Below are 10,907 nucleotides of genomic sequence, written 5' to 3' on the forward strand. Positions count from 1 at the left end.
GATAGCTATTGGACGAGAATTGCCTGTGCCAGTTCAAGGTCACTTGCATCAAGTTTTGCCCGGTTCTGGTGCAGGTAAACCAGGGCCGACTCCAGGCGCGCTCCTCGCAGTTGGCCATTGCTGGCAACAAAGGCTGCCGCATCATCGTGCGCGGCGCGCAGCAGTTTATGGTCGAAGGGGGCGCAGGTCACCATGCTTGTGGCATAGGCGGTGACGACCAGGTTCTGCGTGGTCAGGTCCAGGGCATGGGCCGAGGTGATCCAGCAGGCGATGAATGTGGCGGGGACGAACAGTGCTTTTGAAAGAAAATCCATGGGACCGGACAGCTGGAAACCAGCCCCAAGGCTAGCGCAATGCCCGGCCCAGAGCCAGGCCTTGGCAAACGGGGCAGCTCAGGCCACCCCGTCCGGAGCCTGCAATCAGATGGTCAGGATAGCCTGGGCCAGTTGGGCGTCAGTTGCGCTCAACTGTGGAACCTGCTTGCGGATGTGCTCCAGGGCACTTTCCAGGCGAACGCCGCGGATGGCACCTTCGCTGGCGACGAAGCTGGCCGCGTCATCACGGGCTGCGCGCACGATCTTGTCGTCTTTGAACGAAGAAGTGATATCGGAGGTGGCGTCGGAAGTGGCTTTGAGTGCGCCGACTACAGCGTCCGTGGTGACGATGAAGCTGGTGGCGTGCGAATTGGCAGCCACGGCCAGCAGGGCTGCAGCGCTGAGCAGACGAAGACGGGACATGGGGTAACTCCTGTTAAGAACAAAAAAGAGGCGTTGGAAAACGCCAGACAACCACCGCGAGCCGCACGGTGCCTGAACAATCAGACGCGTACCGCGCAGTGTTCGCCACGTTGTATCTGGATATTAGGCGCATGTTCAGGGGTTCGAACAGTCCTGTCTTCCTTTTGCCGTCCACTATTGCCAGAAGGAGCGCTCCAGTTCGGCCATGCGGTCTGCGTGGCTGATACCAATATCGGACAGTTGCTGGTCATTGAGCTGGGCCAGCAAGTGGCGGGTACGCGCCCGTTCCCGGCATTGGCCTGTGGCCCTGATCAGCCTTGTCAACAGCCCCAGGAGGCCGCGCCGTGGGCGGTGCGATAGGGATATCTCGAGTGAAGTGTCCATGCTCAATTCCTCGCGCGAAGGCTGAAAGTGCAGCCTTGGGAGATCATGTTGAACCCTTGCGGTTCAGCGGGTCAGTGACACTGGGGTTAAATTGTACTGGTGCAATTTTGTATTTATAACAACTGTACCTATCTTGCGCAGTACCTTCTGTACCAGCGTTTTTTTTGCCCTGAAACGACAAGACCCGTCGCGGTTTCTCGCGACGGGTCTTGTGTGTGCAATTCAGAGTGCTGGCGGTGGACCCCTGAAGGTCAGAGCCAGCGACGCTAACTTAGCGCCAGAACGGCTTGCTCAGCTCTTCGTAGCGTTGTGCTTCGCTAATCCCTGCGTCAGCCAGCAGACGCGAATCCAGGCGAGCCAGTTGGTGGCGGCTGGAGATGCGGCGCTGCCACAGCATCAGGTTGGCGAGAACGCGAAGAGGCATGGAAGCCTGGGTTTTTACAGCGTTGTCTTCGAAGAACAGTTCGGAACTGAGTGTACGTTCCATGGTGACATCCTTCCGCTTGTGGCGGGATTAGGTAGTGGTTTAACTGGTGCCCATGATCCTCTCGTTTGGCCAGTCTCTGTAGATACAGTTCACCTGTATTGTGAGAGACCAGTTAACTGTTAAAGGGTGGTGTACTGGTCTAAATTGAGGCAACTGTACCTATCTGCACGTTTATGGTGCGTTTTGTAGGTTTTAGTCGGAAAAGGTAGGCTTTTTACCTAGGAAAAGACCGGTACAGCAGTACAGTTTTTGTCAGCTATTGGGTGAAAGATCGCGGACCGGCAAAAAAGTGTTTTCGCCGGCCGCCATCTGTACCAATCACACGGCGAGCATGCGTCCGGTTTCTTCCAGGTTTATGTGCCAACTGAGGGCTTCGCGCAGGATGTGCGGGGTGTGGCCGCCGATGGCACAGGCCTTCTCGAAGTACTCATTGAGCGCTTCGCGGTAGTCCGGGTGCACACAGTTGTCGATAACCACCCGGGCGCGTTCCCGAGGGGCCAGGCCACGCAAGTCGGCAAGGCCGATCTCGGTTACCAGGATGTCGACGTCGTGCTCGGTGTGGTCAACGTGGCTGACCATTGGCACGACACTGGAAATCGCGCCGCCCTTGGCAATCGACTTGGTGACGAAGATCGCCAGGTGGGCGTTGCGGGCAAAGTCACCCGAGCCGCCAATGCCGTTCATCATCCGCGTGCCGCAGACGTGGGTGGAGTTGACGTTGCCGTACAGGTCGAACTCCAGCGCGGTGTTGATGCCGATGATGCCCAGGCGACGCACCACTTCAGGGTGGTTGGAGATTTCCTGCGGGCGCAGTACCAGTTTGTCCTTGTAGCGCTCCAGATTGCCAAAGACATCGGCATTGCGCCGTTGCGACAGGGTGATCGAGCTGCCCGAGGCAAAGCTCAGCTTGCCGGCGTCGATCAGGTCGAAGGTCGAGTCCTGTAGCACTTCGGAGTACATGGTCAGGTCTTCGAACGGCGAATCGATCAGCCCGCACATCACCGAGTTGGCGATGCTGCCGATGCCAGCCTGGAGCGGGCCCAGTTTGTTGGTCATGCGGCCAGCGTCCACTTCCTGCTTGAAGAAGTTGATCAGGTGGTCGGCGATGGCCTGGGTCTCGTTGTCCGGTGGCAGCACCGTGGATGGCGAGTCCGACTGGTTGGTGATGACGATGGCGACGATCTTTTCCGGTGGAATCGGGATCGCGGTGCTGCCGATGCGATCGTCGACCTGGGTCAGCGGGATCGGCGTGCGGGTCGGACGGTAGGTCGGGATATAGATGTCGTGCAGACCTTCCAGGTTCGGGTTGTGCGCCAGGTTGATCTCGACGATCACCTGTTTGGCGAAAATCGCGAAGCTGGCGGAGTTGCCGACCGAGGTAGTCGGCACGATGTGGCCTTGTTCGGTGATGGCCACGGCTTCAATGACTGCGATGTCCGGCAGCTTCAGTTGCTGGTTGCGCAACTGCTCCACGGTTTCCGACAGGTGCTGGTCGATGAACATCACTTCGCCGGCGTTGATCGCCTTGCGCAGGGTGCTATCGACCTGGAATGGCATGCGGCGGGCCAGGACGCCCGCTTCGGTCAATTGTTTGTCGAGGTCGTTGCCCAGGCTGGCGCCGGTCATCAGGCTGATCTTCAGCGGCGTGACCTTGGCGCGCTCGGCCAGTGCGTGGGGCACGGCCTTGGCTTCGCCGGCGCGGGTGAAGCCGCTCATGCCGACGGTCATGCCGTCCTCAATCAGAGCGGCAGCCTCGGCGGCGCTCATCACCTTATCCAACAACGAAGGCAAGCGAATACGGTCACGGTACATGGATTATTATCTCGGGCAACGGAAGCAAGATGCGCAGTCTAGTGATTTCGAAAACATTCGTCCCGCTACCATGGTCGAATGCAGGCCCCTGATTTAGAGCCTTTGGTCGGGTAATCGAGGCCAATAAAAAACCCCAGCCTACGGGAGGCTGGGGTTTTTGGTATTGCCGTGGAGCAGTGTTTATTCGACTGCCTTGACCATATCTTCGATGACTTTCTTGGCGTCGCCAAAGACCATCATGGTCTTGTCCAGGTAGAACAGCTCGTTATCCAGGCCGGCATAACCGCTGGCCATCGAGCGCTTGTTGACGATGATGGTCTTGGCCTTGAAGGCCTCCAGAATCGGCATGCCGGCGATCGGCGACTTCGGATCGTTCTTCGCCGCCGGGTTGACCACGTCGTTGGCGCCGAGCACCAGTACCACGTCGGCCTGGCCGAACTCGGAGTTGATGTCTTCCATCTCGAACACCTGGTCGTACGGTACCTCGGCCTCGGCCAGCAAGACGTTCATGTGCCCAGGCATGCGCCCCGCCACCGGGTGGATCGCGTACTTCACGGTCACGCCGCGATGGGTCAGCTTCTCGGTCAGCTCCTTCAATGCGTGCTGCGCCCGTGCCACCGCCAGGCCGTAGCCCGGAACAATGATTACGGTATCGGCGTTGGTCAGCAGGAAGGTGGCGTCGTCAGCCGAACCGGATTTCACCGGACGCGCCTCCGCCGAACCGGCAGGACCGGCAGCGTCTGCGGTGTTGCCGAAGCCACCCAGCAGGACGTTGAAGAACGAACGGTTCATCGCCTTGCACATGATGTACGAGAGGATCGCGCCGCTGGAGCCCACCAGGGAGCCGGCGATGATCAGCATCGAGTTGTTCAGCGAGAAGCCGATACCCGCTGCAGCCCAACCGGAATAGCTGTTAAGCATCGACACCACTACCGGCATGTCGGCGCCACCGATCGGGATGATGATCAGCACGCCCAGCACAAAGGCCAGGGCCAGCATCAGGGCAAACGCACCCAGGTTGCCGGTCAGCATGAAAGTGATGCCCAGGCCCAAGGTGGCCAGGCCCAGCACCAGGTTGATCTTGTGCTGACCGCTGAACTGTACTGGTGCGCCCTGGAACAGACGGAACTTGTACTTGCCCGAGAGCTTGCCGAAAGCGATCACCGAGCCGGAGAAGGTGATGGCACCGATGGCGGCACCGAGGAACAACTCCAGGCGGTTACCGGCCGGAATCGCGTCTCCCAACTGCTTGACGATGCCCAGCGACTGCGGCTCGACCACCGCGGCGATGGCAATGAATACCGCGGCCAGGCCGATCATGCTGTGCATGAAGGCGACCAGCTCTGGCATCTTGGTCATTTCAACCCGTTTGGCCATGATCGAACCGGCGGTGCCGCCGACCAGCAGGCCAACGATCACGTAGCCGATACCAGCGGTGGCCAGCTCGGCCCCAAGCTTATAGATGAGGCCGACGGTGGTGAGGATGGCCAGCGCCATGCCGAGCATGCCGAACAGGTTGCCGCGCCGCGAGGTGGTCGGGTGCGACAGGCCTTTGAGGGCCTGGATGAAGCAGATCGACGCGATCAAGTAGAGCGTCGTTACGAGGTTCATGCTCATTACTTGGGCGCCTCTTCTTTTACGGCTTTCGGGGCTTTTTTCTTGAACATCTCAAGCATGCGACGGGTGACCAGGAAGCCACCGAACACGTTCACCGCCGCCAGCGCGACGGCCAGGGTGCCCATGGTCTTGCCCAGCGGGGTCACGGTCAGCGCGGCCGCGAGCATGGCGCCGACGATCACGATTGCCGAGATCGCGTTGGTCACCGCCATCAAGGGGGTGTGCAGTGCGGGTGTAACGTTCCAGACCACGTGGTAACCGACATAAATCGCCAGCACGAAGATGATCAGGTTGTAGATACCGGGGGAGATAAGCTCTTCCATCGTCTGAATCCCTGCTTAGGCGTTTTTGCGGATGACTTGGCCGTCGCGGCACATCAGGCACGCGGCGACGATGTCGTCTTCGAGGTTGATCTCGAACTGGCCTTCCTTGGTGAAGACCAGCTTGAGGAAGTCCAGCAGGTTGCGCGCATACAGCGCCGAGGCATCTGCGCCGACCTGGGCTGCCAGGTTGGTCGGGCCGGCGATGGTCACGCCGTGCGCGACGATCACCTGGTCCGCGACGGTCAGTGGGCAGTTACCGCCCTGTGCCGCCGCCAGGTCGATGACCACCGAGCCCGGTTTCATCTGGGCGACAGTCTCGGCGCTCAGCAGTACCGGGGCCTTGCGGCCAGGAATCAGGGCCGTGGTGATGACAATGTCGGCTTGCTTGGCGCGCTCGTGCACGGCCAGGGCCTGGCGTTGCATCCAACTGGCCGGCATCGGCCGTGCGTAACCGCCGACGCCAACTGCGCATTCACGCTCTTCGTCGGTTTCATAAGGAACGTCGACGAACTTGGCGCCCAGGGATTCGATCTGCTCTTTCACCGCAGGACGGACGTCGGAGGCTTCGATCACCGCACCCAGGCGTTTCGCCGTAGCGATGGCCTGCAGGCCCGCCACGCCAGCGCCGAGAATCAGCACGCGAGCAGCCTTTACCGTGCCTGCGGCGGTCATCAGCATCGGCATGAAGCGCGGATAGTGATGAGCGGCCAGCAGCACGGCCTTATAGCCGGCAATGTTGGCTTGCGAGGAGAGCACATCAAGGCTTTGCGCGCGGGAGGTACGCGGCGCGGCTTCCAGGGAGAACGCGGTAATGCCACGCTCGGCCAGTTTGGCAATGGTTTCATTGCTGAACGGGTTGAGCATGCCTACCAGCACGGTTCCACTTTTGATCAGGCTCAGTTCGCTGTCGCTGGGGGCGACAACCTTGAGGATCAGCTCTGCGCCAAATGCATCGTTGGCACTGCCAATCACTGCACCTGCCGCTTCATAAGCACTGTCGACAACGCTGGCGCTGATGCCGGCGCCGCTTTGCACAGTGACTTTATGACCCTGGCCGATCAGCTTCTTGATGGTTTCCGGGGTTGCAGCAACCCGCGTTTCACCGGTCTGGGTTTCGAGAGGAACACCAATGTGCACGTCAAATCTCCTGCTTGATCTTATTGCTTTCGATCTTTCTTAGAAGGCCAGCGCACTGCGGAGGGTGCGGCTGGGGCGGCCGATCAGCACGACCCCGCTGTATTTCGGGCGGGGCGCGGCATTTTGCAGGCGAACTTTGTGCCCTTCAAGGGATTATGACGGGTGACGGAAAATTAACTACAAGTCACCCCGTGACCGAATGTCGCAACCAGGCGGGTTAATCCCTTGTAGGCCGTGACTTGCAACGACTCTGGCGAAAATTTCGGGATTTCCTCATCGGCTGCATGAATGTTGCACCATGGTGCCGATTTAAGGCGCGAAAGCCACGCCGTTAGGCGGCTGTGGGACGATTGTGCAGGTATTCCGTACAGTCTGCTTAAATGCGACAAATAGTTATATCTGTAGGGCTTTAAATTTGCTGACTACGAGGTCAGCTAATGCCTGTAGGCCCCTGTCCCTCTACGCTGTAGCTATGTGCCTGATGAATCAGCCAGTCGCGAAATGCGCGTAAAGACGCGGATTCGACCTTTCGGTCAGGAATCATCAGGTAATAGGCCTTGATGCTCGACAGGGCCTGGGGGTTGGCAATCACCAGCCTTTTCTCCGCCAGTTCGCGCTGGATCAGGAACGGCGGGATCAGGGCGATGCCCATGTCATGCATTGCCGCCTGGGCGAGCATGGAGAATAGCTCGTAACGCGGACCTGTCATGTCCCGGGGGATATTCAGGTTCTGGGAGTTGAACCACTGGCGCCAGGCGTACGGGCGTGTGGTCTGTTGCAGCAGGGGCAAGTCGGCAATCTGCTCGGCGCTGAGCTGCATGAACGGGCCGCGTAAGGCCGGACTGCACACCGGCATCGGGTTTTCGCCCATCAGCCTGTGGGATTCGGTACCGGACCAGTCGGCGTCGCCGAAGTAGATCGCGGCGTCGAAGTCGGTGTCGGCAAACAGGAAGGGCCGTGTGCGGTTGGTCAGGTTGACCGTTACTTCCGGGTGCTGCTCCTGGAAGTCTTTGAGTCGCGGCAGCAGCCATTGGGTGCCAAACGTCGGCACGACCGCCAGTTCGATCACGTTGGCGCCCTTCTGGCCCATCACTGACAGGGTGTCGCGTTCAACCGCGTCCAGTTGGGTTGCCACCCGGCGACTGTAAGACAGGCCGGCTTCGGTGAGTTTTACGCCGCGCCGTGAGCGTCGGAACAGTTCGACACTGAGAAACTCCTCCAGGCTGGCGATCTGTCGGCATATCGCGCCCTGGGTCAGCGAAAGCTCCAGGGCGGCCTTGGTAAAGCTCTCGTGGCGGGCGGCGGCTTCGAAGCTGATCAGGGCGGCGGTGCTGGGGATCTTCCTGCGCATGTACGGCAACCTCACTAATGATTCTCGTGTATGCCGTTCCGGGCAATTACGGAGTGAGAAATTAGCACAACAGCATGCAAAATCCTCGTTTGCCCATTCCGCGAGCGACGCCTAGGATCAGTCCACGATATTTGACCTACTTCGCGAGGACACGCTCATGGGCGGTAAAGCTAGCTTCAACTGGATCGATCCCCTGCTGCTGGATCAACAGCTCACTGAAGAGGAGCGCATGGTGCGCGACAGCGCAGCGCAGTTTGCCCAGGACAAGCTGGCTCCGCGCATCCTCGAAGCCTTCCGCCATGAAAAGACCGACCCGGCGATCTTCCGCGAAATGGGCGAGATTGGCCTGCTGGGTGCGACCATTCCCGAGCAGTACGGCGGCAGCGGCCTGAATTATGTCTGCTACGGGCTGATTGCCCGTGAGGTAGAGCGTGTCGATTCCGGCTATCGCTCGATGATGAGTGTGCAGTCCTCCCTGGTCATGGTGCCGATCAACGAGTTCGGGACTGAGGCGCAGAAACAGAAGTACCTGCCGAAACTGGCGTCCGGTGAGTGGATTGGTTGCTTCGGTCTGACCGAGCCGAACCATGGTTCCGACCCGGGTTCGATGATTACTCGTGCACGCAAGGTGGAAGGCGGCTACAGCCTGACCGGCAGCAAGATGTGGATCACCAACAGCCCGATCGCCGACGTATTCGTGGTCTGGGGCAAGGATGATGCTGGCGATATCCGCGGCTTCGTCCTCGAGAAAGGCTGGAAAGGCCTGAGCGCCCCGGCTATTCACGGCAAGGTCGGCTTGCGTGCCTCCATCACCGGCGAAATCGTGATGGACAACGTATTTGTTCCAGAAGAGAACATCTTCCCGGACGTGCGTGGCCTGAAAGGTCCGTTCACTTGCCTCAACTCCGCCCGCTATGGCATCTCCTGGGGGGCACTGGGTGCCGCCGAGTTCTGCTGGCATACCGCACGCCAATACACCCTGGACCGCCAGCAGTTCGGCCGTCCCCTGGCGGCGACCCAGTTGATCCAGAAAAAACTGGCGGACATGCAGACCGAAATCACCCTGGCGCTGCAAAGTTGCCTGCGTCTTGGCCGCATGAAGGATGAAGGCACGGCGGCGGTGGAAATCACTTCGATGATGAAGCGCAACTCCTGCGGCAAGTCCCTGGATATCGTGCGCATGGCTCGCGACATGCTCGGCGGTAACGGCATCTCCGACGAGTTCGGTGTGGCGCGTCACCTGGTCAACCTCGAGGTGGTCAACACCTACGAAGGTACTCACGACGTTCACGCGCTGATTCTCGGCCGTGCACAGACCGGTCTCCAGGCGTTCTACTGACAGGAGAGCGGTCATGGGTGCGTTATCGCATTTGCGGGTACTGGATTTATCGCGCGTATTGGCCGGTCCCTGGGCCGGCCAGATCCTGGCGGACCTGGGGGCTGAGGTCATCAAGGTCGAGCGTCCGGGCAACGGCGATGACACGCGCGCCTGGGGGCCGCCCTTCCTGAAGGACGCCTACGGCGAGAACACCAGTGAGGCGGCCTACTACCTTTCGGCCAACCGCAACAAGCAATCGGTGACCATCGACTTCACCCGGCCTGAGGGTCAGCGCCTGGTGCGCGAGCTGGCTGCCAAGTCCGACATCCTCATCGAGAACTTCAAGGTTGGGGGGCTGGCGGCTTATGGCTTGGACTATGAGACGCTCAAGGCGATCAATCCTGATTTGATCTACTGCTCGATCACTGGGTTCGGCCAGACCGGACCCTACGCCAAGCGTGCGGGTTATGACTTCATGATCCAGGGCCTGGGGGGCTTGATGAGCCTGACCGGCCGCCCTGAAGGTGATGAAGGTGCCGGACCGGTCAAGGTGGGTGTGGCGCTGACGGATATTCTGACCGGGCTCTACTCCACCGTGGCGATCCTGGCGGCTTTGGCGCATCGGGATCATGACGGTGGTGGACAGCACATTGATATGGCGCTGTTGGATGTCCAGGTCGCTTGCCTGGCCAACCAGGCAATGAACTACCTGACGACTGGGGTTGCTCCCAAGCGGTTGGGCAACGCTCACCCGAATATCGTGCCTTACCAGGACTTCCCGACGGCAGATGGCGACTTCATCCTGACGGTGGGCAATGACGGGCAGTTTCGCAAGTTTGCCGAAGTGGCAGGTCAGCCCCAGTGGGCAGACGATGCCAGGTTTGCCACCAACAAGCTGCGGGTGGCCAATCGCGCGGTACTGATTCCGCTGATTCGTCAGGCCACGGTGTTCAAGACCACCGCCCAGTGGGTGGTTGAGTTGGAGCAGGCGGGTGTGCCCTGTGGGCCGATCAATGATCTGTCGCAGGTGTTTGCTGATCCGCAGGTCCAGGCGCGCGGGCTGGCGATAGAACTGCCCCATGCACTGGCGGGTATGGTGCCGCAGGTCGCCAGCCCGATTCGCCTGTCCGAAACACCGGTGGAGTACCACAGCGCTCCGCCGCTGTTGGGCGAACACACGCTGGAGGTCTTGCAGCGAGTGCTGGGTCTGGATGCTGCTGCAGTTGCCGCCTTTAAGGAATCTGGTGTGCTCTAGGCGTCCCTTCTATATAGAGGCGGTTTTGCCCTTGCTTATATAGAAGGCGCACTACCGCCTTTTTTGGCTTTGCGTAACTCATTGATAGAAAAGCCAAATTAAAGGTTGACGGGAGATTTCAGGTGTCTATAATTCGCCCCACTTCCGGCGCAGTCGAAACGGAAAACTCCTTGGTAAACAATGAGTTACGCAGTTTTCGGCAGCAGGTTGCTTCAGTTCATCGAGGCACGAAAGGAGTTGAAAAAGAGGTGTTGACAGCAGCGTGTAACGCTGTAGAATTCGCCTCCCGCTACCGAGTGATCGGAAGCGCAAGTGGTTGAAGTTGTTGAGGAAATCTTCAAAAACTTCTGAAAATACCGCTTGACAGCAAATGAGGCTGCTGTAGAATGCGCGCCTCGGTTGAGACGAAAGATCTTAACCAACCGCTCTTTAACAACTGAATCAAGCAATTCGTGTGGGTGCTTGTGCTGTCAGACTGATAGTCAA

11 protein-coding genes are annotated in these 10,907 nt (G+C 59.5%); 2 read left to right on the plus strand and 9 right to left on the minus strand.

The window, feature by feature from the left end; genetic code table 11:
* Positions 1 to 5: 5 nt before the first annotated feature.
* The 9 genes from CKW24_RS02950 to CKW24_RS02990 form a co-directional block, all read right to left on the minus strand.
* Positions 6 to 314: a DUF2388 domain-containing protein gene (locus tag CKW24_RS02950; RefSeq protein WP_095165174.1), complete on the minus strand. Its 309-nt coding sequence runs from the start codon at positions 312 to 314 to the stop codon at positions 6 to 8.
* A 105-nt stretch (positions 315 to 419) separates the two neighbouring features.
* Positions 420 to 737, minus strand: coding sequence for a DUF2388 domain-containing protein (locus CKW24_RS02955; RefSeq protein WP_095165175.1), 318 nt, complete (start codon positions 735 to 737; stop codon positions 420 to 422).
* A gap of 174 nt (positions 738 to 911) precedes the next feature.
* Positions 912 to 1,121, minus strand: coding sequence for a DUF1127 domain-containing protein (locus CKW24_RS02960; protein ID WP_095165176.1), 210 nt, complete (start codon positions 1,119 to 1,121; stop codon positions 912 to 914).
* Positions 1,122 to 1,392: 271 nt separating this feature from the next.
* The gene (locus tag CKW24_RS02965; protein WP_095110346.1) at positions 1,393 to 1,608 is read right to left on the minus strand and encodes a DUF1127 domain-containing protein; all 216 of its coding nucleotides are present in this window, start codon (positions 1,606 to 1,608) and stop codon (positions 1,393 to 1,395) included.
* A gap of 318 nt (positions 1,609 to 1,926) precedes the next feature.
* A complete protein-coding gene (locus tag CKW24_RS02970; protein WP_095165177.1) occupies positions 1,927 to 3,420 on the minus strand; it encodes an acetyl-CoA hydrolase/transferase family protein in 1,494 nt (497 codons plus the stop codon).
* Positions 3,421 to 3,600: 180 nt separating this feature from the next.
* Positions 3,601 to 5,037 carry an NAD(P)(+) transhydrogenase (Re/Si-specific) subunit beta gene (locus CKW24_RS02975; protein WP_095165178.1) on the minus strand — a complete coding sequence of 479 codons (1,437 nt, stop codon included), beginning with the start codon at positions 5,035 to 5,037 and terminating at the stop codon, positions 3,601 to 3,603.
* Positions 5,037 to 5,360: an NAD(P) transhydrogenase subunit alpha gene (locus CKW24_RS02980; RefSeq protein ID WP_003187010.1), complete on the minus strand. Its 324-nt coding sequence runs from the start codon at positions 5,358 to 5,360 to the stop codon at positions 5,037 to 5,039. The genes CKW24_RS02975 and CKW24_RS02980 overlap by 1 nt, the downstream gene beginning before the upstream one ends.
* A gap of 15 nt (positions 5,361 to 5,375) precedes the next feature.
* Positions 5,376 to 6,497 (minus strand): Re/Si-specific NAD(P)(+) transhydrogenase subunit alpha, encoded by a 1,122-nt coding sequence (locus CKW24_RS02985; protein WP_095165179.1) that lies wholly within the window; start codon positions 6,495 to 6,497, stop codon positions 5,376 to 5,378.
* Between the two features lie 430 nt (positions 6,498 to 6,927).
* Entirely contained in the window at positions 6,928 to 7,848 is a 921-nt protein-coding gene (locus CKW24_RS02990; RefSeq protein ID WP_095165180.1) for a LysR family transcriptional regulator, read from the minus strand.
* Between the two features lie 157 nt (positions 7,849 to 8,005).
* Here CKW24_RS02990 and CKW24_RS02995 point away from each other — a divergent pair, with 157 nt between their 5' ends.
* Together CKW24_RS02995 and CKW24_RS03000 are read left to right on the plus strand one after the other, a co-directional pair.
* Positions 8,006 to 9,187: an acyl-CoA dehydrogenase gene (locus CKW24_RS02995; RefSeq protein ID WP_095165182.1), complete on the plus strand. Its 1,182-nt coding sequence runs from the start codon at positions 8,006 to 8,008 to the stop codon at positions 9,185 to 9,187.
* A 13-nt stretch (positions 9,188 to 9,200) separates the two neighbouring features.
* Positions 9,201 to 10,421 (plus strand): CaiB/BaiF CoA-transferase family protein, encoded by a 1,221-nt coding sequence (locus tag CKW24_RS03000; RefSeq protein ID WP_095165183.1) that lies wholly within the window; start codon positions 9,201 to 9,203, stop codon positions 10,419 to 10,421.
* The last annotated feature ends 486 nt before the right edge of the window (positions 10,422 to 10,907 follow it).

The sequence above is a fragment of the Pseudomonas sp. Irchel 3H3 genome (genome assembly GCF_900187635.1).
Classification (GTDB): Bacteria; Pseudomonadota; Gammaproteobacteria; order Pseudomonadales; family Pseudomonadaceae; genus Aquipseudomonas.

Bases quoted from the DNA above. Each gene is read 5' to 3' on its own strand.
- CKW24_RS02990 (WP_095165180.1), bottom strand. From the start codon at position 7,848: ATGCGCAGGAAGATCCCCAGCACCGCCGCCCTGATCAGCTTCGAAGCC.
- CKW24_RS02950 (WP_095165174.1), bottom strand. From the start codon at position 314: ATGGATTTTCTTTCAAAAGCACTGTTCGTCCCCGCCACATTCATCGCC.
- CKW24_RS02965 (WP_095110346.1), bottom strand. From the start codon at position 1,608: ATGGAACGTACACTCAGTTCCGAACTGTTCTTCGAAGACAACGCTGTA.
- CKW24_RS02980 (WP_003187010.1), bottom strand. From the start codon at position 5,360: ATGGAAGAGCTTATCTCCCCCGGTATCTACAACCTGATCATCTTCGTG.
- CKW24_RS02970 (WP_095165177.1), bottom strand. From the start codon at position 3,420: ATGTACCGTGACCGTATTCGCTTGCCTTCGTTGTTGGATAAGGTGATG.
- CKW24_RS02955 (WP_095165175.1), bottom strand. From the start codon at position 737: ATGTCCCGTCTTCGTCTGCTCAGCGCTGCAGCCCTGCTGGCCGTGGCT.
- CKW24_RS02960 (WP_095165176.1), bottom strand. From the start codon at position 1,121: ATGGACACTTCACTCGAGATATCCCTATCGCACCGCCCACGGCGCGGC.
- CKW24_RS02975 (WP_095165178.1), bottom strand. From the start codon at position 5,037: ATGAGCATGAACCTCGTAACGACGCTCTACTTGATCGCGTCGATCTGC.
- CKW24_RS02995 (WP_095165182.1), top strand. From the start codon at position 8,006: ATGGGCGGTAAAGCTAGCTTCAACTGGATCGATCCCCTGCTGCTGGAT.
- CKW24_RS03000 (WP_095165183.1), top strand. From the start codon at position 9,201: ATGGGTGCGTTATCGCATTTGCGGGTACTGGATTTATCGCGCGTATTG.